This is a genomic window from Ralstonia sp. OTU4908 (assembly GCF_038440115.1).
Lineage (GTDB): Bacteria > Pseudomonadota > Gammaproteobacteria > Burkholderiales > Burkholderiaceae > Ralstonia > Ralstonia pickettii.
Genome location: NZ_JASATD010000029.1, coordinates 1 through 20,737, shown reverse-complemented (window position 1 = coordinate 20,737; position 20,737 = coordinate 1). Strand labels below are relative to the sequence as shown.

Below are 20,737 nucleotides of genomic sequence, written 5' to 3'. Positions count from 1 at the left end.
CTGAGCTGAATCGGTCTGCAGGAATGCAAAGCCCCTCGCGATGGCGAGGGGCTCTGTTTTATTGCGGGGGTCCCACGCGGCAGCCCCGGCCAGCCTCACACATCAATCGCCGAAGTCGACCTCACCTTGCGGCGCAGCTCGTATTTCTGGATCTTGCCCGTCGACGTCTTGGGCAGCGGCCCGAAGAACACTGCCTTGGGCACCTTGAAGCCGGCCAGCAACGTCTTGCAATGTGCGATCAGGTCTTCTGCGGTGGCGGTGGCGCCGTCCTTGAGTTCAACGAAGGCGCAGGGCGTTTCGCCCCACTTGGCATCCGGCTGGGCAACCACGGCGGCAGCCAGCACGGCCGGGTGCCGATACAGCGCGTCCTCCACTTCCACGCTTGAGATGTTCTCGCCGCCCGAGATGATGATGTCCTTGCTGCGGTCCTTGATCTTGATGTAGCCGTCGGGCATGCAGACGCCCAGGTCGCCGGTGTGGAACCAGCCGCCGGCAAAGGCCTCGCGCGTGGCCTTCTCGTTCTTGAGATAGCCCTTCATGCAGATGTTGCCGCGGAACATGATTTCGCCAATGGTCTCGCCATCGGCCGGCACAGGCTGCATGGTCTCGGGGTTGAGCACCGCCACTTGCGATTGCAGGTGGTACCGCACGCCCTGGCGCGCCTTCATCGTCGCCCGGTCGTGCTCGGGCAGCGTACGCCATTCGTCCTGCTCGGCGCAGACGGCTGCAGGGCCGTACACCTCGGTCAAGCCGTAGACGTGCGTCAGCTCAAAGCCCATGGCTTCCATCTGTGCCAGCACGGCGGCCGGGGGCGGTGCACCCGCCACCATGCCGCGCACCGGCCCGCGCAGGCCCTCGCGCCACGACGGCGGCGCGTTCACCAGCGCGGTATGCACGATGGGCGCGGCGCAGTAGTGCGTCACGCCTTCGTCGCGCATGAGGTCGAACACCAGCTTCGGCTCGAACTTGCGCAGGCAGACATTCACGCCCGCACGCGCCGCGATCGTCCATGGGAAGCACCAGCCGTTGCAGTGGAACATCGGCAGCGTCCAGAGATAGACGGGATGCTTGGGCAGATCCCACTCCAGGATGTTCGACACCGCGTTGATGGCCGCGCCGCGATGGTGATAGACCACGCCCTTCGGGTCGCCCGTGGTGCCCGAGGTGTAGTTCAGCGCAATCGCATCCCACTCATCTGCCGGCATCTGCCAGTCGTAGTGCGGATCGCCCGAGGCCAGGAAGGATTCGTAATCGGTGTCGCCAAACGGCTCGGCCTGCGGGCCCAGGGCATCGTTCACGGCAATCACTTTCAGGCCGGGAATCTCCAGCGCCATCTGGCGGGCCAGCTCGGCAAACTCGGTGTCGGCCAGCAGCAGGCGGGCTTCGCCATGGCGCAGCATGAAGACCAGGTTGGCGGCATCCAGACGGATGTTCAGCGCGTTGAGCACGCCGCCCGCCATCGGCACCCCGAAGTGCGCCTCCACCATGGCAGGCGTGTTCGGCAGGAGCGCCGCCACCGTGTCGCCACGGCCGACGCCCGCCAGCGACAGCGCACTGGCCAGGCGCCGCGCGCGCTCATAGGTGTCGCGCCAGTTCTGGCGCACCGGCCCGTGCACGATGGCCAGGCGGTCGCCATACACATCCGCCGCGCGGGCAAGAAACTCGATGGGCGTGAGCGGGACGAAGTTGGCCGCGTTGCGGGCCAGACCGCTATCAAAATCCGTGGGCATTGCTGTGTCTCCGTGCGTCGGGCGCTGTTGCTTTTTGTTGGGCAACGCTATCATCGGCCGGCTCCCGCACTCTGTCACCTGAGTGACAAACCGCCCGGAAACCCGCGCCACCCAAAGGCTGACGGGTTTCTTACAAAGCGAAGGCAGAGCCCCACGCGCCCCCGCCACCCTTGACCGTGTGCCCACGCCTGCCATGACGACACCCCGTGCTCCGACGCCCGCCACGCAACTGCAAGGCCATGCGTGGTACACCGCGCTGGCGCCTGAACACCAGGCCCTGGCCGCGCGAGAAACCCTGCTGCAGGCCTTCGAGCCCGGCGCCTTCATTGCCCGGCGCGGCGAGCCGTCCCGCTACTGGATCGGTGTGGACACCGGCCTCATCAAGCTGGCCGTGTACACCTCCGACGGGCGCGGCTGCACGTTCTCCGGCGTACCTGCGGGCGGCTGGTGCGGCGAGGGCAGCGTCATCAAGCGCGAAGACCGCCGCTACGACGTGATCGCCATTCGCGCCTCGCACGTGCTGCTGGTGCCCGAACCCGTGTTCAATACGCTGCTCGCGCAGAGCTTGCCGTTTGCCAGCTTTGTGGTGCGCCAGCTCAACGAACGCATGGGTCAGTTCATTGCCACCGTGCAGAACGATCGCCTGCTGAGCGCCGATGCGCGCGTGGCGCAAGCGATTGCGCAGCTGTTCCACCCTGCCCTGTACCCGCGCACGAGCACCGTGCTGGAGCTGTCGCAAGAAGAGATCGGGCTGCTGACGGGGCTGTCGCGCCAGCGCGTGAACCGCGCGCTGCAACGGCTGGCCGAAGGCGGAATGATCGCGCTGTCATACCAGACCATTCGCGTGACCGACCTCGAGCGGCTGCGGCTCTTCGGCCTGTCGGAGCTGTAAGCGCCGCGCCCGACTCTGTCACCCGGGCGACATTGCCCCTGTTGCGCACAGACATAGAATCCTGCAACAGTCGCGCTTCATCCGCCGCCTTATCGGTCAGCCATGCCACTCATCAGCCGCGCCCACGTCCGTCTCTCGCGCCTACGCTTTCCGTTTGCGGTGCGCGTGCAGTCCGAGCAGGGCACCGTATGCCTGCGCGATGCCAACGGCCGGCGCGAAGTGCGCCCGGGCAATCCGTTCGTGGTGCCCGCCTTCGCGCATTTCGGTTGCGAGATTCCGGGCACCCTGTGGCAGCCGTGCGCCATCACGTTCAACGCCGTGCCCGACGCCGGCTGCCCGCGCATGGCCGCCATCCAGCATGACAAGCCCTGGGCGCGCGCATTCGCCACGCTGGTGTTCGAACACCCCGTGCAGGCGTGGAACGCCGCGATGCTGAGCCATTGCTGGCAGGCCTGCCCGCGCCAGGTGCGTGCGCGTCTGTTTGCGGAAGGGGAAGCACTGCATGCGCTGGTGCGCGAGCAACGCGCCGCCTGGGCGCTGTACCGGCTGGCGCACACGTGCGGCAATGACGAGCCCGAAGCCGAAGCGCTGCACGCGCTGGCCCGGCGGGCCGGCCTCCGCAACGCGCGCACGCTGAATGAAACGTGCGCAAGCCTGTTCGGGGTGGAGCTGGCTGCCCTGCTGGCGGGCAGCGCAGATTCGGTCAGCGGTTCGGTGCACGGCAGCACCGCCCCGCTGGAGCGGTGGGCGCAGCCGCTGGCGATGGCCCTTTAAGCGCTGCGCCGCAACCGCGGCATCAATCGAAGATCACCCCACGCCGCACGCCCGCACGCGGCGGCGGGCTCGGCTCGCCAAGGATGTCGAGCACCGCATCTTCAATCGTGTTGGACAGCGCGTTGAGCGCGAGGTCGTTGTCTTCCGTGCCGAACGGGTCTTCGAGCTGCGAGGCGATGGCCTCGTGCGCCATGAAGGTGTACGCCACGAACACCGCAAACACGGGCGTGAAACTACCGATGCTTTCCACCAGCCCAAACGGCAGTGCCGCGCAGAAGAAGTACACCGTGCGGTGGATCATGACCGAGTAAGCAAACGGCAGCGGCGTGCCCGCAATGCGCTCGCACCCGCCGATGCTGTTCGACAACTCGTTGAGGTTGCGGTCGAACGCCAGGGCGGCATACCCATCAACGGTGCCGGCTTGCGCGCGACGCTGCACCCATTCACCCAGCCACTGCACGATGGCGATGGGACGGTAGCGCGCGGCCATCACGCGTTCGAGCAACGCTGCGGGCAGCCGGGCGGCAAGGTCTGCCCGTGCATCGGTGTGGCGCAACTGGTGGCGCAGCGCGTGCGGCAGCGCGCCCAGCACCTGTGCGAACTCGCGGACGTCGGCATCGGCTGCGGGACCGCTGGTGTCATGCAGGCCATCACCGCGCGGCAACGTCAGCGCCTGGCGCGTGAGCGAACGCGCCGTGTTGAGCAACTGGCCCCAGAGCTTGCGGGCTTCCCAGTAGCGGTCGTAGCTGGCGTTGTTGCGAAAGCCCAGGAACACCGCCAGCGCAATGCCGACGAGCGAGAACGGCGTCGTGCTCAGGTTGACGGAGACGGGCAGCAGGTGCTCATGCACCGCGATGGCCACCAACGACACGAAAAAGATCAGGAACAGGCGCGGCAGAAGCTGCGGGAGCACCGATCCGCGCCATGCGAGCAGCATGCGGAACCAGTGCAGATGGGGGCGGGCAACCATGGGAAGACGCGAATGCGTTGCAGGGGAGTGCGCGAATTATGGCAGAGGCGAGGCCGCCCGGATGCCTGCCTATGCCCTGCGCCTCACTGCACCGCGCCAATGAACGCCGCCAGCTCCGCCGTCTTCGGGCTGGCAAACACCTCTTTGGCCGGCCCGCTTTCATGGATCAGCCCCTGGTGCATGAAGACGAGCTGATCGCCCACGTCACGCGCGAAGCGCATCTCGTGCGTGACCATGATCAGCGTCATGCCTTCGGCGGCGAGCCGCTTCACCACGGCCAGCACCTCGTTCACCAGTTCCGGATCGAGCGCGGAGGTGATCTCGTCGCACAGCAGCACCTTCGGCTGCATGGCGAGCGCGCGGGCAATGGCCACGCGCTGCTGCTGGCCGCCGCTGAGCTGATCCGGGTACGCATCGAACTTATCGGCCAGGCCAACCTTGACGAGCATCTGGCGCGCGAGGTCGTTAGCATCGGCCTTCTTCATGCCCTTGACCACCACGGGCGACAGCGCCACGTTCTGGCCGGCTGTAAGGTGCGGAAACAAGTTGAACTGCTGGAACACCATGCCCACGTTCAAACGCAGCGCGCGCAACCGCGCGGGCGTGGCCTGCGAGCCCTGGAGCACCGCGTTGTCCACGACGATCTGGCCGTCGTCAATCGCTTCCAGCCCGTTGATGGACCGCAGCAGCGTGCTCTTGCCCGAGCCGCTGCGCCCAATGATGGCGACCACCTGGCCGGCCTCCACGCGCAGGTCGACGCCCTTGAGAACGTGGTTGTTGCCGTAATGCTTGTGTACGGCGCAAAGATCAACGAGCGGCATGGAGCTTCTTTTCCAGATGAGAGGCGTAAAGAGACAGCGGCCAGCACAGCGCGAAATACCCAATGGCCACCAGCCCGTAGATAAGGAATGGCTGGAAGGTGGCATTGGCCAGCACCGAACCCAGCTTGGACAGATCTTCAAACCCGATGATGGACGCCACCGCCGTGCCCTTGACGATCTGCACGGAGAACCCGACCGTGGGCGCAATCGACAGGCGCACCGCCTGCGGCAGCACCACGTGCCGCATCTGCTGGAAGTAGCCCATCGCCAGGCTGGAAGATGCTTCCCACTGCCCGCGCGGAATCGCCTCGACACAGCCGCGCCACACCTCGGCCAGATAGGCGCTGGTGTACAGCGTCAGGCCGATGGCGGCGGCCGTCCACGGCGACATCTCAAACCCCGCCATGGACGCACCAAAGAACACGATGAACATCTGCATGAGCAGCGGCGTGTTCTGAAAGAGCTGGATGTACGCCTTGCTCACGCGCCGCAGCGTGGCGTTGCGCCCCACGCGGGCAAACAGCACCACCAGGCCGGTCGTGCCGCCCAGCGCAAAGGCCATGAGCGACAGCATGAGCGTGGCAAGCAGCCCCTCCCCCAGCTTGAGGAGAATGGGCAACAGAGGGATGTCGGCAATCATGCGGCGTCTCCAATGGAGGCGGCTGCGTTGGCGGTGGCAGCAAGCGGTGCAGCGGACACCGCAGGCGCGCGGCGCCCCACGACAAAGCGCTGCCCGATCCAGGCGAGCAACTGACGCAGCAACAGCGCCAGCGCAAAGTACAGCGCCGTCACCACCAGGTAGGTTTCAAACGCGCGGAAGTTGCGCGACTGGATGAAGTTGGCGGCAAAGGTCAGATCCTGCGCGGCAATCTGCGAGACGACCGACGTGCCCAGCATCACAATCACGATCTGGCTGCTGAGCGCCGGCCACACTTTCTGCAGCGCGGGCCGCAGCACCACGTGCCGGAAGATGGCCCAGCGGCTCATTGCCAGCGCGTTGGCGGCTTCCAGCTGGCCGCGCGGTGTTTCTTGAATGCCGGCACGCACGATCTCTGTGATGTACGCGCCCAGGTTGACCACCGCCGTGAGCAACGCCGCCTGCCATTCGTTGATCTGCACGCCCAGCGAGGGCAAGCCGAAGAACACGAACATCAACTGCACGAGGAACGGCGTGTTGCGGATGCCCTCCACATACACCTTGAACAACGCATTGAACGGGGCGATGCGCCAGGCGCGGCACACACCCCCGGCAATGCCGATGGCGCCACCGAGCACCGCGCCCGCCGCCGTGAGCGCGAGCGTGAATGCCGCGCCCTGCGCGAGCTGGCCGCTGTAACTGAAGACAGCACCAAAGTCGAATTGATAAGCCATGAAGAGGTCCGGCGGACTTGCGTTGCGAACGTGCGTAGAACCTGTTCACGATCCGTAGCGAGCGGCCCGAGGTTGGCGCGAGAAGCGCAGCCGTACGTGGGTACGGCGAGCATCGCAGTGTCAAGATCGGGTCGCGCAGTAGGATCGTGAGCAGGTTCTTACAGCTTGGCGGGCAGCGGCATCTTGATCCAGCGCTGCGACAGATCGTTCAGGCGGCCATCCGTCTTCAGCTTGGTGATGACGGTGTTCACTTTGTCCAGCAGCGCCGGCTCGCCCTTGGCCACACCCACGTAGCAAGGCGTGTCTTCCACGGGGAACTTCAGGTCGAGCTGGCGCAGCTTCGTGCGCTCGTTCACCGCGTTGGCGACGATGTTGCCCACCGTCACCAACTGCACCTGGCCGATCAGGTAGCTCTGCGCGGTGGCGTTGTTGTCTTCATAGCGCTTGATGGTGGCCGACGCCGGCGCCACGGCCGAGAGCGCCAGATCTTCAGTCGAGCCGCGCGTGACGCCGATCGTCTTGCCGGCCAGATCTGCCGGCGCCTTGATCGACACATCCTTCGGGCCGTACACGCTCTTGGGAAACGGCGCATACGCCTGCGTGAAGTCGATCACCTTGGCGCGCTCGGCGTTCTTACCGAGGCTGGAGATGACGACATCCACCTTGCCCGTGGTCAGGAACGGAATGCGGTTGGTGCTGGTGACGGGCACCAGCTCGGCCTTGACGCCGAGTTCCTTGGCGACGAGGTTGGCCATGTCGATGTCATAGCCCTGCAGCTTGAGGTCTGGCCCCAGCGAGCCGAACGGCGGGAAGTCGTTCGGGATGGCCACGCGGATCACGCCGGCTTTCTGGATGTTGGCCAGCGCATCGGCATGGGCTGGGCGACCAGGCAACAAGGCCGCAACAGCGCTGGCCGCCATGACGGCGTGGAAGAAGAAGCGACGCGATGTATGGCGCGCAGCGTGGCGGGCAGTGATGCGGGTCATTCAAAAACTCCTTCAGGAAATTCAGGATCAGGAAATCGAGGCGAGGCGAAAGGAAGCCGGTTCGTGCTGCATGGGTTCGGGCGTGGCGGGCGGCGCAGTCAAGTCGATGCCGCTGCGGCGCGCGGCCGACAGCAGATGCGCGCGCATGGCCTCCGCGCTGGCGGCGACATCGCCCGCGGCAATGGCCTGCACGATGGCGTTGTGCTCGTGCGCGGGGTGGTCGTCTGCGCCGTTGCGGGCAAAGGGCAGGCGCAGGCTGTGGCCGATGGCGTGTTCCAACTGGCCGGCCATCGCCATCAACCCCGGGTTGCCGGACAACTGCGCGAGCAGCAGGTGAAAATGCAGATCCGCCTCTGCCGCGCTCAGCAAATCATTGCGCTCCAGCGCATGGGCCAACTGCTGCTGCAGCCATTGCAGATGGCGCAGGCCAGCGGCATGCATGCGTGCGGCGGCCAGCGCCGTCCAGCCGGGCTCCAGCACCAGACGCAGCTCAATCAACTGACGTGGCGACAGCGTGCCCAGCGCCGGCGTGGCAAACGGCCGGTGCATGCGCTCGGCGTTCGCCCCTTCTGCGCCAAACTTCTGGCCGCGCACCACCACGCCACGGCTGGGGAGGATGTCCACCAGGCCCAGCGTTTCGAGCACCGTCAGCGCCTCGCGCAACGACGCGCGGCTCACGCCCAGCGTTTCCGCCAGCTCACGCTGCGGCGGCAGGCGGCTGCCACTGAGGTACTCGCCACTCAGGATGCGTTGCTGGAGTGCTTGCGCGACGGAGGATGGAATGCTGTGCATGGGCCGGGATTGAAGAAAGACACGGTCGTGGTCTGACCGGTCGCCCACGGCTTATGCGAGTTTTGTGCCATGCAGCATAGAGCTGCATGTTGCGCGGTATTGCGGGGGGTTGGTTGCCTGGGCTGTGCCCTTGGGTGAGCCGTGGGCTGGGGGTGCGGGGGATTGGGCGCTTGGAGTTGGTGCGGGGTGCACCGGTTTGGGACGTACCGCCCAGCGCGCCAGTGCCCAGGGCGCTGCAGCGCGGCCCAGAGTCCATGGCACCGGCGGCGCCTTGCATGCAGCTCAGGTTTGGTGCGCCCGGCCGGCTTGATCAGGGCGAGAAGCCAGGACGATTTTCGAGAGCTTTCGCCAACACCGCTCTTATCTTGACGCGCACCGAGGCGACAGCGTTCATCGTTTTGCTTTCCACGCAGCACCTCCGGGGCAGCTCGTCGAGAGAAGCCACAAGCCTCCGTCCATCGCGGCATCTTCCTTCGGAAAAGAGCGCCGGAGAAGTGCAACCTGAGATCCCGAATCGCGGGGCAGCGGTGAGCGCGTACGCTGATCGACGAGAACGATCTGCCCTTCGTTCAAGAGCCGCCCAACAACCCAAAGAAACCCCTCTCTTCGGCTCTCGAAAGAGTCCAGTTGGTGCGGCATAAACTTTGAGCCGAACGGCACCGAGAAGTAATCCCAGATGGCGTCAAGCTCCATGCCCTCGCAGCCACCTGCAATGAAGTTGTACTGATCTTCTGTAAGCATGTTTCGCAAACCCATTGCGAGTTGGTATCAATACGCCTCGAGCCTCTACGATCTCGCCCTGCGATATCGCGCTCCAAAACCGATTTCAATTCTTGGCGCGCACCTAAACTACATCCCTCTTTCTCAACCGAGACGGCGTCACCGGCGCCGGAAGATCACTAAATCGTCCAGTGCATCCGATGTAACACCTGCCACGACGGGATCCGATGAAAGAAGTCGCAGAAGATTCTCGACAACGTCTACATCAACCGTTTTATTTTCACGCACGAGGTGTCCCATGCACGTCACCGCGAGCAACCGCAGCGATGACACCTCTCTCGGATTGAAGGCTATTCCACTGAGTCGCTTCAGCACCCATTCCCAGTCATCCTCGAAGAAGACAGTGCTCAAGCACGCACTCGCTACATCCTCTGGGTTTTCAGAGAAGAAAAGCAAATTTGCTTGAGACTTTTCGATTTTCACAGGCTCTTTGTAGTGCATTGCGTTGGACGCCTGCTAGGCTATGGCCAATTGCCTGCCAATCAGCTCGACGAAGCTAGCGTCGGCTCTTCACCAAAAGCTGTCTTTCGGCGAAACCACCTCAGCTGTGTTTGTCGTTCACGAGCCGCCAAGGACGCGAACTCGAGGCATCTTGGTGGACGACGCATCAGCTTCATTAATTTTTTACCGTATCGGACAAATGAGCCCGATCAGCCAAAGTTTTCAGTTTTTCCTCGATAGAGGGTACTGGCGTTGCACGTTGGCCGGACGGAAATAGCATGAATAAGTAGTGGGTACGCTCCATCGCTCGCAGAACCTCGATGAACGTTTCCAGGTTTGCTCGGCCGTGGGCCTCGAACCTCTTATAGGTCCTGAGTGGAATACCAGCCTGCTGTGCAAACTCCGCCTGCGAGATTTTGGCTGCCTGGCGATGCTTACGCACCTTCATCGCAAGATAGTGACAAACCTCCGGGCAAGTCCAGGACTTGAGTTTCTCAAGCTCTTCTTCGGCCGCCATGCCACCCCCTTATAGGCCATTTTTGGCACTATTTTTGTGGATAACTAGATGGTACTCGCGCCAGCGGAAAAAGTATGTCTAGACTAGGGCACTCAAATTCGAAACCCACCCCACTGAACTTGGTCCGTTTGCGGGGTGAAGTGGCTCTTCCTGCCATGAAAGGAGCTGACCCATGACAACATCCCGCCTGCGGGGTGGTTCGCGCGTTTCTGCGCGCGACCAAGCCCCATCCGTTAACCTTGCACGGTTGGCGGAATTGCTCTCCCAATCTATTAATGTAACTAACGTTGCTCCCCCCGGGGACCTACCATTCATATCCACGGAAGATGCCAAGCTACGTTTGAACACTCGAGGCGTGCTCGAACGGCTGCTCCGACACCACGATTTTGAACGGACATTTTCACCAACCGAGGGCAGCGGTTTTCTACGCGACGTCGACATTCCACCATTTGGCACCACCGCCAAAATGGGGGGGCGTATTGTGCACGGCTCTGAGGCCGCAACAGCAAAAGCCATCAATAGCCTGCGCGCTTCTATTGCAGCCGACCTTGATAACGCGCTGACTACCTTTGATCTCGCGAGCCTTAGCGCAAACTCGCTGGATGCCGCATTGAAGGCAATGGCAGCGACGGTTGACGTGACGCTGCAGGAGCCGCCGCTGAAGGCATCCATGGTGCCAGTCCAATTTGCTGACCCAGGACGCTCCACGGCTGAGCGGACTCAAGACATTGGCCGAGTCCTCTCCGCCATCGAGACCATAGATGGTCGTGACTGGCTGGAACTCATTTTGTCAGGCATTGCGCGCAAGTTGCAGCTCGATGACGAAGATCCTGATGACATCGAGGAAATCATCTCGTGCATCCGAACCCAGAACACTCGTGCAGGCAGTCAGGTTCGTCGTTTTCTCGAGTTCCTGGAAGACGAAGCGATGGCGCGCGTGCGGATGCAAGTGTGCATGCGGCTCATGGAAGCCGTCGCGGCGCAAAGTGTGAAGGATGGCTTCAAAAGCTATGTTCGGCGTGTTCGCGAATGCTTCGAAGCCTTTGCCGGCCATGACGGGGAGTCGCTGACTCTCGATGTCGGGGCGGTCTACGGTGTAGCCAACAATACAGAACTTGCCGAACAGTTGCGTAAAGCTCTGTTCTACGGCTGCTTGCCCGTATGGAGTGAAGCGTCAGCTCAACTGTTTGAGCGACGCGTTGACCCAGCCCAGAATCAGCCAATGCTGCGGGAAGTGTCCTATCGCTTTCGGGTGAACGGCGCCACCCCAATGACTGGCAAATCAGCGTTTGCCGCTAGGTTGGACCGCATTTGTGGACGACTACTGGAAACACCAAATGCTGATAGCAACATACGGCGACCACTAGCCGAACTGGTCTTCCTGTCGCTGGTCATTCCCGCATCTATCTCGACTGACTCAGCGGGTAGCGTCTACGAAGAAGCGGTGGCAATTGCCCAAGCCGCAAAAGCGGATCCCGTTGGCACACTGCAACGGCTACATGACACCCTGGCAGCTCGTCAGCACGTCGTAGATGACCTAGCACGCGAGCTTATCCACATTCTGAAGTCCAAGTCCACCTCGCTGGTGACCGCAGCCAAACGGTCAACCGAGAGGCTCATGGTATCTGTTCACAAGGAAGTCGTGGACTGGAACGTGGTCAGAGGGATGGCCTCGTCTAACGAGGATGTTTTCGTCAAACCTGACACAGGCTCCGATGCCATTGCATGGTTTAGCCACATTCGCGTCAGCGACAAGTCCTGGCCTGGCAGTGTTGCCTCCATCTCGGTCGATACGCAACTTCAAGAGCGATCCCTTGCTCTCGCCGGCGAATCGCTCGAGATCGCCATGAGCAAAAACCTCGAGACGCCGGTATTGCCCGTCCGTTTGGTTCCCTACGCATGGCTGAAGTCGGAGTCGTCCTGGCATCCCGTTGCGCCAAAGTCGGATGCATTGGATGCCGGTCGTGGCGTGGAAGTGGAATACGACCTACGGCTTCTCGCCCTTAGACGCGTTAAGGATGATGAGAAGGCGCGGTCGGAGCAGTACCGGACCACCATGGTGACGGCACTCAGCCTCCTCACATACATAACACTGTGGGAACTAGTGCGACGCGTGAAAGCCCTCGCACCAAGGCTCACCATGACTCTAGTGCGTTTGCAGCCAGACGGAAAGCTTACAGATCGAGAGGCTGACGCTCGCGATGGGAACACGGCTATCTACGCCGTAAGTCAGGCCATTGAGAAAGCTCTAACACGTGAGTTGCCCGTTAAACTTCAAGGCCTGACCACTCGCAATGATGTGGGGGATACGCTTCGCTGGAGGAATCGTGGAGCGCTAGCGGCACTCCTGGGTGGGCAGCCGATTCGGTTTCAAAGAGAAGGTAGCTTGTCGAAGGTCGCGGTGCTCACCTACGTCACGCGACCATGCGATATTCATCCTGCCTTTCCGGAGTCAGACGGTTACCTCTTTGTTAGCAGGGCTTATACCGCGGATAGCACGGAGGATGCGACAGAGATTCGTGTCGATCGCATGCTCTCTCGAATAGTAGAGAGTCGTGGAGACTTCCGCGTCCCGCACCTCATTCTTGAGGAAATTGGTCGTCTGCGAGCAGCAGGCTACACGCACATCATGATGCTCTCGCATCATTTTGGTAACCGCCATATCGGCCGAGCTGCAGAGCGCCACGCGCCACATGGAACCCTCCAGTTTCTCGATGACGCGGCAACGCGATTTCCTGATGTGCATCTGTATCCCCTGCGCCGGGATGTCTTTCCGGCTACCCGGCTGCGCAAGCGTCAGTCAGTCGAGAGCGGTTTCGAGGTGCTGCGGTATGACGCCCACCAGCAGATGTATCTCGACGATGCGTTAGACGTCCTACGTAGCCTCGTACCCATCTACACCTTTGCCACACTGCATGCCGTTGGTGACGAAGGGCGTCCGCAATCGGGCTTCTGCACGTACTTCTTTGACGTCGACCATCGAGTCAGCGACTTCAACTTGAGGGAAGCCACTCGAGCCAACATCCTCGGCACGGGGGCAGCAGCGCCAACTCGAGAGTCGCTAGTCAGCGTACTGCGCGCAATCCACTTCATGGAAAGTGAAAAGCCCTCAGATCGAAATCGTCTTCTGCCAGTCCTAGACCCTTTTGACTGGGCAACGCCCACAACGACCGCTGCTGCCGGCGAGATAGAGGTGATCTCGCGCCGGGGCGGCCGTACTGTCCTTCTCTCGATGCCGGCTCTCCTCGCCCATGTAACCAAGGTGCTTCACAAGGAGGCACTGGAGAATGAGTGAATTGCCATTCCAGAAGCAGGCTGAGCTTTGGGGTCAAGCCTATGAGGTGCTTGTCAAACGCGGCGTACTCGCATGCTTGGTCGAGTGGAAACTACTTACCCCCGAGCATCCGACGCTTGCAGAGTGGCGTGACCAGCGCCTCTTGGAGGTGTCCAAGACCCTTAGTCAAAAGCTTGGCATTCTCGATGAAACAGTCCGCGATCAAATCAAGGCCGCAATTGAACACATGGCGCTGACCGCCTTCGGCGTCGGCTATACGGCCACACGAGAGTATCTGCGCGCTATCGGCAAACCACTGAGCGCCGGCAAGCTAAGGCTTCGCGCGTTGTGGTGCCCTCTGATGCTGCCTGGCGAGTCCAAGGAGTTGGATCTACGGCTGGAAAGCGACCGAAATGCGTTCCACAAGGAATTCGGGATGCAAGGCATCGTCGATGTCAGTTTGTCAGCCAAAGGCCAAGCGGCGAATGCGGATTTCATCCTGTGGCTTTCTGGTGATCACAAGGAGGACTACCTCCTAGTACAGGAATACTCATTCGACATGCCGCGAGAAATTGCAGACTATCGCGACCAAGAGGCCCACCTCGATGAGTTGCTGCGTCACCGGCGTCTGATCGACAACCGTAGTGTGTTTGCTCGTATCAACGCAGAAGTCGATCGCGAGGCATTCAACCTTTCCGAAGACATTCGGAACCACCTTGGCGCCCTTACCAGTGGGAACAAACCGTTCTACAAGCTCTGTCAGGCTTGCTCCTATGCAGAGAGTTCCGCCACATGGTTGAGACGAGACGGCGTGATGACGAAACCGTGTAACGTCCGAGCCTTAGCCATCACCCCGAATGGCTTGGAAAGCCTGGCTGCTCGCTTCACTGCCGACACGTTGGAGGATCCGCGTCGACGGTTGATGGAGCAAATGGGAGCCGCCTACCGTGACACGCGCAAGCTCCCCGACGGCGACGAGGAGGGGCTAACTACGCAGATCGAAAGCGTATTCACAAACATCTTGCGTCGCCTTCCTACGGACCTCAAGCGCGGTTTGAAATCACTCCGCAAAATGCCAGCCCCCGGGGAAGACTACAACTTTCACTTTGAAGAGGAGATCCCATCATTCGCAAATCCTGCGGATGAGTTCGATCTTGCGGCGGCGCATGCTATGGTGGACGACACCGATGAACTGACAGGCTACTTTGGCCAACCTGCGTCGGCCGCTATTGGCAAGCTCATCAGCGAGCGCATCACCGCAACAGGAAAGGTCTCTCTGCGCGACATGCATGCAGCAGCAGTTGTTGCCGGAATGCAGTGCTCAGCCCCGGGGAGAGTCAATGTCATTGCGTTAGAAGGAAATCCCGGGATCGGCAAGACCACAGCTGTCCGTCGCTATCTGGAGAAGAAGACGGACGGATATCTCTTCCTGTATGTGAGTCCCCGGGTCATCATCAACCGAGACGTAACCGAAAGTCTGGCCCGCAAAGATGGCGAGCAGACGGGCATCCTGACCGTCACGACAAATGCCCAGCTAATTGCCTCTGCACCGCGATGGCATCTAAGTGAAGTCAAAGCAGGGCGTGCAACGCGACGGCACATCGACGGCGCGGTGGTTGCGGACGGCGTTCCGAACTTGCGTAAGCCAGATGGCTCGGTGTTGGTGATTAGTCCAGAGCAAGAACAAGAAATCGAGGCCGCCCACGCAGGCTCACGGATTGCCAAAACCACGATATCTGAGAACGAAGATATCGTGGAAGAGCGTTCCCTTGTTGGGGTGCTGGCTGGCATGGCCATGACGACACAAGAACTGCTGAACCTGAACCCCGAAGTCAATCGCGTCGTGATGACTGCCGCGCTACAAGGCTTTCGGGAAAAAAGCGGCGGCAAAACGACGATGGACGCGCTGTCCAAACTCTTCAAGAAGTCAGCTGCCGACCCCGCAGGTATTCGGGAGCGCAAGGAGTTTGCTCAGCGGATCTCAAACATTGTTGTGATGGTCGACGAGCTTGCAGGTGACGGCGCCGGAGGGCCATTCGTGCACGCCGTCGCAAACTGGCTCAGCAATGAGTTCGTGACCTGCTTTGAGGATGAGCCCAGCCCATTCACGGTCACGCTGATCGCTTCAGACGCATCGCTGGGCAATCATATTGTGTTGGACCGCTACTTGAACGCGGGCCCACGGACACCGGACAAAGTGCTGGTATCCAAGTCGATCGGAAGGCGCTCATTCGCTGTACATGTGTCGGATATTCGCATTGGCAGTGGCCGAAAGCGCGTGTTCCACGTGATGACGAATAGCTTTCCCGCAAGCAAGCTCAACGTCGAATACAAGATTAACCTGACGCAAATCAGACCGGAACCCAAACCAACTGGGGAACTTGAGACGGCCCGCCAGGCAATTCGACGCGTATCAGGCGACGCTGTGCTGTCAGGGGCGAGAGATGAGGTGCTTACTGCGCTACAAAGTGGCGCAGAGCAGGTTATCTACTTTGCCCAAGACAAGAATTTTCTAGGTGAACTGCGCAACGTACTTGCAACGGAACCCGGTCTCAGCAAGAAATCCGTGCAGGTCCTTGACGCATCTGTGCCCGGTTCGCTGCGTAAGAAACTCATCGAGCCGAAGGTGCGAGACTCCGTGAAAGTCTTTCTGATGACTTCTTCTGGGGCTCGCGGGGTATCGTTCCCGAAAACGGACTGGATCATCGCAGCAGTTCCCCGCTTCAACGTCGAAGCAGCGTTAATGGAGATAGCGCAGCTGATCTATCGAGGGCGCGGCTACTACCAGAACGCTAGCGGTGAGATGGTCTCCGGCGACACGATTGAGCGCCGGCTGGTTATGGTGGTCGATGACTTCCTCCTCTCGGATGAGGAGCGCGATCCCAAGCAGTGGCTGCGGCAGTCAATTGACCTCATGACTCTCTTGATCATGCTCCGCGCGACCGTGCTCACTCGCATTACGGGTGATGCGGGCCTACGCCAGGCGCTGGCCCTTGTTCCGGTAGGCGCCGTTGGTCTTGAGGAGTTGATCAGCCTGATGTCGCAGAACGTGACACAGTTTGTGAGAGAGGCGGAAGTAATTTACCGTCGTCTAGCAGACGAGGAGAGAATTCGGCTGGTCAAAAACGCCCAAGCAAACATCATAGAGTTGTTCTCACATACCAAGCTGCAAGCATCGGCACGCAAGGATAAGGATCAACGCACGATGGTTCGCCATCAAGATGCAAGTGATCTGCATGAGAGTGTGGCATCCGGTATTAGACCTCTGCTTGTGTACGCGCCCGAGGGGCTTACATTGCCGGACCATATCTACGTGTCGGGGCCCGCATTCTTGGAGAGCTGGGGCGATTTCGACAAGCTGGAAGTTTTCAGCTTCGAGGGGCACACCACCGAGGTAACGCAGGTGGCTCGCCGCGTTATTGCACAGCTGATTTCTATCGACGAGGACCGCGAGTTTCCAGCCAACCTCCGGCAACCTGCGGCCAATCTGCTACGCCTATTGCAACGAGAGAAGAAGGATGCAGCCAACGAATTCAATACGCTCAAGCATCTGAAGTCGCCAAATACATGGGTATCGGTCCCGGCGGGCTATGTTCAGTTCATGGCAACCGAACGAGCGCAGGAGGGTCAGCCCTTTGAGGTGCTTGACCCCGATCTCTGGCTTAATGGCTTGGCCCTGGGTCTCACAGCAACCAGCGCCGTAATGCCGCCCATCCCTCGCTACGCTAGCTTTCCTTGGGCAGCATCCGTGGGTAACGTGAACCCCCTGAAGCTTGATACGGTTTTCGACGACCGATACTTCATGGCCTCAAACGAACTGAACCTGCTGAACACGTTGCTGCTCGCCGATTGAACTGCACAGTGCGACATGCAGCCGGTGCGAGGCCTAAAGCGCTCCCATCCGCGAAGGCCCAACCGATTCCCCTCCTCCGACGTAGACTCGGAACACGAGCGCATCGCCAATAGGATCGAGGCTCGCCTAAGCTCCGGGTAGCTCTGGACGAGGTAGGCGACAGCGCCGCACGCGCATTGGATGACGTCACCGCGCCGAAGCTAGGATGCTCGAACAAAGTTGAACTCGAGCATAAGCTTAGTGAAGCATCGGACTTTATTCTGCGCATACCCCCCGTAAATCAGCGCGCTAAGAAGTAAAGACGGTGACAGCAGACTCTCTACCATAAAGCAATCGCAATTCACCGACGGCTGGATGTTGAGCGTGAGCGTAAGCAGCCGGCTGAGGCCGCATTTGTGCCCTGCATTTACAACAGCGCTTACATGGCGAAGCTGCCTAGGCTGTACGGCGCGGTTGGTACTTGTTCGTGGTCGGGTCAATGTCCACTCCAAGCTGGTATCCGATGCCCTTGAGCACGGCATCGAACCCTTCCCCCTCTGTGCCTAGGGCCTCGGCTCTCGCCTTGAAAAGAAACTCTGAATAGGTGACAGCCAGGGCGGCTGCTACCCTAGGGGCGCTCGAACACTCGTCGAGCTTGAGTTCTTTCCACTCCTTCACTAGGCGGGAGCTTTCGAACTCGCGCTCCGGGTCGTAGAACACGGAAACGAGGAGCTTATTCTGGTGCGTGACGGCTATCATGCCGAACGGCATCAGCGTGTCATGCACCTCACCCGAGGAGGTCACCGACCCAAACATGTGCGCCAGCCACCCGCCGGGGACACTAGTTGGCAATACCAGTGTCGATCCATTGCGAGGTACGGGCTGCCTGTTGGAAAATTTCCTAAAGTCGCTGCGGAAATCCTCGAGCGCGAAGACCAGGTGACGCGTATCAAAGTCTCCTGGCGCCAGGGGATGGTGCTTGTTCCGTGCCATGCGCCAGTGGCAGAGCGTCATACCCACGGAGATTTTTTTTTGCCAGAGATGCACGTGATCAAGCGACGTCTCCCCCAGCTTGACGCGATTCTCCAGGTCGCCAAACACGCCGTTAGCAGTGGGATCGGCTCGTGTACGGAACTGCTTGATGTCTGCCAGGCTACCCGGCCATCCCATTTCAATGCGTCGGCAGTTGAGTTCGTAGTCGTCGATCAACCAGCGGGGGATGACGTGCTCTCCTTGCTTAGTCCGCTTGACCGGCGCGCCAGTGAACAGGCACATCTCGTCAAAATCTTCGCGCTCGAACGTTGCTCTGCGCATCACAGGGATTGAGGCCATATTCGCTGATGCTATACACCCAAGAAAATTGCGGAAAAGACGTGTGTCGGTCGGTTAAATCCGCAGAGAGGCGCCGGCGCATCGCGACGTCTGCGTCCGACGCCTCGCCCTAGGTCTGGGATATCGCTGCGGCGTTGAGAACGCCGGCCATCCGCTGCCAAACATATTGCCGGCAGAACGTTCGCGCGGAGCGAGGACCAGCGATAGGCTGAATACCACGTGCCATCAACCGTTGGGTCACCTGCTTTGGGCTCGTTCCTGCCAGGGTTGCTAACTCGGTACCCAGAATATATCGCTCACGGAATTCATGCATCGCGGGAACATCCACCCATTGAGCTACACGCCGACCAGCGCGATCAGTGGTGGCTGGCAAGAGCCCCGCTCGTACGAGTGCGTAGGCGACCTCCGACTTCACCCCCAGCTGCACAGCTACATCGCTGACTGAAAGCCTCGAGGCCCCAACTGTTTCCGCAACTGGTCGCCATTTCGCGAGGTCGTCCTTACTGAGACGCCATTTCCCCATTTCTTGCTTGGAACCTGGCGGCACCCAAACGGACAACTCCCCTGTCTGGATCGCACCAATCAGCGACACGAAGCTCTCAGCACTTGCGATGCTGCATTTCGCAAGCTGCGCCACTGAGACAGAGGTTTTCGGCGCAGTTGCCATTTGCCGTCCAGAATGCGCACATCGGTCCAAGGATATCGGATCAATCCACCATCGTTGCCCCGCCCTGGGAGGGCCGCCGAGCACAGCCAGCAAACCAGCCTCAAGAAGTTGCCGAATGCGCTTGCGACTGATTCCGAGGCATGCCGCAGTTTGCTCGACGGTCATCGCCTGTTGCACTCGACCGACATAGTTGCGCAGCGTCGCAAGATTCACGATTCGAGAACATCTACCGCTTTTGTGCGTTTGCTCACGCATGGGTATTTCTCGCCCCTTTGCCATGCGCCTGAGCAGCGCTGGCGCTACCCCACTTCTCTTGGCCGCTTCGCGAACGGGCGCCCAAGTGTGGTTTCGAACGAGTTGTAGCCCGATATTTCTATTCCGACATGCCAGCGGTGCTTCCCAATGGTCGATGATGTATGACTCGAAAGCCGTCCGTACGAAATCAAAGCGTGGATCCTTGAGATAGTGATAGATGTCCTTGTAGATCGGCCCCATGGCTTCGCGAATCTTCCAGCTGTAACCCTTGCGTCGCTGCTCGCGTATTGCATCGAGCATGCCCTCGAACCCATACGGCCAACTCATCAGCGCCTTGCCGGCACCCTGTGCAATAGGTATTGCAACAGTCAGCGCGCCGGCGTCCTTCAATTTGAGGGGCTTGTTGGTGTTGACAATGGTTCCGCGAACGCCGACTCTCAAAGCGAGTTCGTGGAACTCGGACAACGTCAAGTCACCGGTAATGTGATCGCTACACTCACCTGACCGAGCGACCCGAAGGGCGAGTTGCTGCGCGATCCACAGCGCTTCCCGACTTGCGCCCTGGACGGCTGAGTCAGCGCCCACAACCGATTTACCGCAGACGTCACACCGGAAGCATCGCAGTGCCTCGATGCTAAGCATGGCGCCGCAGCGGCCGCAATGCTCTTGAAGCCATATGCGATGCCGGGGGCAACAGGTCACCAGCGCCAAACACCAACTCGCTCGCCAGAATTCGGCCTCAATCATGCAATGGGGACAAAACTTACGATTGCGGTAGCTCCATGCCCGTGCTGGGCGGGTGCTCGGATGCAGTAGTTCGTCGAATTGGTTGCACCAAATCAATGGATGTCCCGCTTCGCGAACCCAAGAACGCATATCGGTCTGGGAGGCTGATCGGAACGCATTTACAAGCTCCGCCACGGTAAGCGCGTTGGAGCTTGCGCACCTAGCGAGAAAGCCGAGCAAGTCTTCATCTTCAAAAGGTGTTGGAACTACAGCAAGATCCAGCATGCTCAGCCTCGCTTCAAAACGTCTGCTCTCTATGAACGCTGAAGCGTCAGCCACCGATACACCAGCGGAGGTAAATACTGCTCCGCCTTAGCCTGGAACAGCCTGAACTTGTCATCCGATGTAGCCCGTGACGCGTAGACGGCGGCGTTAGCGATACGAAAGGCCGATGCGAAATCACCTCGCCAGTTCGAAAGAACGTACGCCGCATTCTCGAACAGAACAGTAACCACATCCAAGCGATACACTGAATGGCTGAGGCAACGGCTAAGCGCTCCCGGCCCACGCGCGAGAT

General features: G+C 60.6%; 17 protein-coding genes and 1 pseudogene. 4 read left to right on the top strand and 14 right to left on the bottom strand.

The genetic code is table 11. The features are described 5' to 3' along the window. Window positions 1–95: 95 nt before the first annotated feature. Window positions 96–1,730 carry an acyl-CoA synthetase gene (locus AAHM38_RS19735; protein WP_116576901.1) on the bottom strand — a complete coding sequence of 545 codons (1,635 nt, stop codon included), beginning with the start codon at window positions 1,728–1,730 and terminating at the stop codon, window positions 96–98. Window positions 1,731–1,923: 193 nt separating this feature from the next. On the opposite strand from AAHM38_RS19735, the gene AAHM38_RS19730 reads away from it, so the two are divergent. Beyond that, window positions 1,924–2,622, top strand: a complete 699-nt coding sequence (locus AAHM38_RS19730) for a Crp/Fnr family transcriptional regulator (RefSeq protein ID WP_116576900.1) — start codon at window positions 1,924–1,926, stop codon at window positions 2,620–2,622. A 102-nt stretch (window positions 2,623–2,724) separates the two neighbouring features. Beyond that, window positions 2,725–3,396, top strand: coding sequence for an AraC family transcriptional regulator (locus AAHM38_RS19725; protein ID WP_116576899.1), 672 nt, complete (start codon window positions 2,725–2,727; stop codon window positions 3,394–3,396). 22 nt (window positions 3,397–3,418) lie between these two features. On the opposite strand, the gene AAHM38_RS19720 is transcribed toward AAHM38_RS19725, so the two are convergent. The 9 genes from AAHM38_RS19720 to AAHM38_RS19680 all read right to left on the bottom strand — a co-directional run bounded on the left by AAHM38_RS19720 (window position 3,419) and on the right by AAHM38_RS19680 (window position 10,074). After that, window positions 3,419–4,366 carry a bestrophin family protein gene (locus tag AAHM38_RS19720; protein ID WP_116576898.1) on the bottom strand — a complete coding sequence of 316 codons (948 nt, stop codon included), beginning with the start codon at window positions 4,364–4,366 and terminating at the stop codon, window positions 3,419–3,421. Between the two features lie 83 nt (window positions 4,367–4,449). After that, window positions 4,450–5,187: an amino acid ABC transporter ATP-binding protein gene (locus tag AAHM38_RS19715; RefSeq protein ID WP_116576897.1), complete on the bottom strand. Its 738-nt coding sequence runs from the start codon at window positions 5,185–5,187 to the stop codon at window positions 4,450–4,452. Continuing rightward, window positions 5,174–5,827, bottom strand: a complete 654-nt coding sequence (locus tag AAHM38_RS19710) for an amino acid ABC transporter permease (RefSeq protein WP_116576896.1) — start codon at window positions 5,825–5,827, stop codon at window positions 5,174–5,176. The genes AAHM38_RS19715 and AAHM38_RS19710 overlap by 14 nt, the downstream gene beginning before the upstream one ends. Further along, window positions 5,824–6,558: an amino acid ABC transporter permease gene (locus tag AAHM38_RS19705; RefSeq protein WP_116576895.1), complete on the bottom strand. Its 735-nt coding sequence runs from the start codon at window positions 6,556–6,558 to the stop codon at window positions 5,824–5,826. Before AAHM38_RS19705 ends, AAHM38_RS19710 begins: the two co-directional genes overlap by 4 nt. Window positions 6,559–6,716: 158 nt before the next feature. Next, a complete protein-coding gene (locus AAHM38_RS19700; RefSeq protein WP_179817635.1) occupies window positions 6,717–7,544 on the bottom strand; it encodes a transporter substrate-binding domain-containing protein in 828 nt (275 codons plus the stop codon). A gap of 27 nt (window positions 7,545–7,571) precedes the next feature. Continuing rightward, entirely contained in the window at window positions 7,572–8,336 is a 765-nt protein-coding gene (locus AAHM38_RS19695) for a FadR/GntR family transcriptional regulator (protein ID WP_116576894.1), read from the bottom strand. A gap of 390 nt (window positions 8,337–8,726) precedes the next feature. Further along, window positions 8,727–9,077 carry a DUF596 domain-containing protein gene (locus AAHM38_RS19690; protein WP_165835809.1) on the bottom strand — a complete coding sequence of 117 codons (351 nt, stop codon included), beginning with the start codon at window positions 9,075–9,077 and terminating at the stop codon, window positions 8,727–8,729. Window positions 9,078–9,215: 138 nt separating this feature from the next. Further along, window positions 9,216–9,557, bottom strand: coding sequence for a hypothetical protein (locus AAHM38_RS19685; RefSeq protein ID WP_116576892.1), 342 nt, complete (start codon window positions 9,555–9,557; stop codon window positions 9,216–9,218). 175 nt (window positions 9,558–9,732) lie between these two features. Further along, window positions 9,733–10,074: a helix-turn-helix domain-containing protein gene (locus AAHM38_RS19680; RefSeq protein ID WP_116576891.1), complete on the bottom strand. Its 342-nt coding sequence runs from the start codon at window positions 10,072–10,074 to the stop codon at window positions 9,733–9,735. Window positions 10,075–10,246: 172 nt separating this feature from the next. On the opposite strand from AAHM38_RS19680, the gene AAHM38_RS19675 reads away from it, so the two are divergent. After that, the gene (locus AAHM38_RS19675; RefSeq protein WP_125472882.1) at window positions 10,247–13,369 is read left to right on the top strand and encodes a hypothetical protein; all 3,123 of its coding nucleotides are present in this window, start codon (window positions 10,247–10,249) and stop codon (window positions 13,367–13,369) included. Further along, window positions 13,362–17,201 (top strand): helicase, encoded by a 3,840-nt coding sequence (locus AAHM38_RS19670; RefSeq protein ID WP_125472880.1) that lies wholly within the window; start codon window positions 13,362–13,364, stop codon window positions 17,199–17,201. The genes AAHM38_RS19675 and AAHM38_RS19670 overlap by 8 nt, the downstream gene beginning before the upstream one ends. Before the next feature lie 435 nt (window positions 17,202–17,636). On the opposite strand, the gene AAHM38_RS19665 is transcribed toward AAHM38_RS19670, so the two are convergent. The 4 genes and pseudogenes from AAHM38_RS19665 to AAHM38_RS19655 form a co-directional block, all read right to left on the bottom strand. Continuing rightward, window positions 17,637–18,512 carry a hypothetical protein gene (locus AAHM38_RS19665; protein WP_125472878.1) on the bottom strand — a complete coding sequence of 292 codons (876 nt, stop codon included), beginning with the start codon at window positions 18,510–18,512 and terminating at the stop codon, window positions 17,637–17,639. A 109-nt stretch (window positions 18,513–18,621) separates the two neighbouring features. After that, window positions 18,622–19,899 carry a helix-turn-helix domain-containing protein gene (locus AAHM38_RS19660; protein ID WP_257019895.1) on the bottom strand — a complete coding sequence of 426 codons (1,278 nt, stop codon included), beginning with the start codon at window positions 19,897–19,899 and terminating at the stop codon, window positions 18,622–18,624. A 222-nt stretch (window positions 19,900–20,121) separates the two neighbouring features. Then, window positions 20,122–20,445 (bottom strand): annotated as a pseudogene (locus AAHM38_RS25720) (hypothetical protein); the annotation flags it as partial. Between the two features lie 29 nt (window positions 20,446–20,474). Beyond that, a partial coding sequence (locus AAHM38_RS19655) for a hypothetical protein (protein ID WP_342234313.1) occupies window positions 20,475–20,737 on the bottom strand: 263 nt, incomplete at its 5' end.

Excerpts from the sequence above, each read along its gene's own strand:
- AAHM38_RS19715 (WP_116576897.1), bottom strand. The coding sequence starts at position 5,187 with ATGCCGCTCGTTGATCTTTGCGCCGTACACAAGCATTACGGCAACAAC.
- AAHM38_RS19705 (WP_116576895.1), bottom strand. The coding sequence starts at position 6,558 with ATGGCTTATCAATTCGACTTTGGTGCTGTCTTCAGTTACAGCGGCCAG.
- AAHM38_RS19735 (WP_116576901.1), bottom strand. The coding sequence starts at position 1,730 with ATGCCCACGGATTTTGATAGCGGTCTGGCCCGCAACGCGGCCAACTTC.
- AAHM38_RS19690 (WP_165835809.1), bottom strand. The coding sequence starts at position 9,077 with ATGCTTACAGAAGATCAGTACAACTTCATTGCAGGTGGCTGCGAGGGC.
- AAHM38_RS19685 (WP_116576892.1), bottom strand. The coding sequence starts at position 9,557 with ATGCACTACAAAGAGCCTGTGAAAATCGAAAAGTCTCAAGCAAATTTG.
- AAHM38_RS19700 (WP_179817635.1), bottom strand. The coding sequence starts at position 7,544 with ATGACCCGCATCACTGCCCGCCACGCTGCGCGCCATACATCGCGTCGC.
- AAHM38_RS19720 (WP_116576898.1), bottom strand. The coding sequence starts at position 4,366 with ATGGTTGCCCGCCCCCATCTGCACTGGTTCCGCATGCTGCTCGCATGG.
- AAHM38_RS19670 (WP_125472880.1), top strand. The coding sequence starts at position 13,362 with ATGAGTGAATTGCCATTCCAGAAGCAGGCTGAGCTTTGGGGTCAAGCC.
- AAHM38_RS19695 (WP_116576894.1), bottom strand. The coding sequence starts at position 8,336 with ATGCACAGCATTCCATCCTCCGTCGCGCAAGCACTCCAGCAACGCATC.
- AAHM38_RS19730 (WP_116576900.1), top strand. The coding sequence starts at position 1,924 with ATGACGACACCCCGTGCTCCGACGCCCGCCACGCAACTGCAAGGCCAT.
- AAHM38_RS19710 (WP_116576896.1), bottom strand. The coding sequence starts at position 5,827 with ATGATTGCCGACATCCCTCTGTTGCCCATTCTCCTCAAGCTGGGGGAG.
- AAHM38_RS19675 (WP_125472882.1), top strand. The coding sequence starts at position 10,247 with ATGACAACATCCCGCCTGCGGGGTGGTTCGCGCGTTTCTGCGCGCGAC.
- AAHM38_RS19665 (WP_125472878.1), bottom strand. The coding sequence starts at position 18,512 with ATGGCCTCAATCCCTGTGATGCGCAGAGCAACGTTCGAGCGCGAAGAT.
- AAHM38_RS19725 (WP_116576899.1), top strand. The coding sequence starts at position 2,725 with ATGCCACTCATCAGCCGCGCCCACGTCCGTCTCTCGCGCCTACGCTTT.
- AAHM38_RS19680 (WP_116576891.1), bottom strand. The coding sequence starts at position 10,074 with ATGGCGGCCGAAGAAGAGCTTGAGAAACTCAAGTCCTGGACTTGCCCG.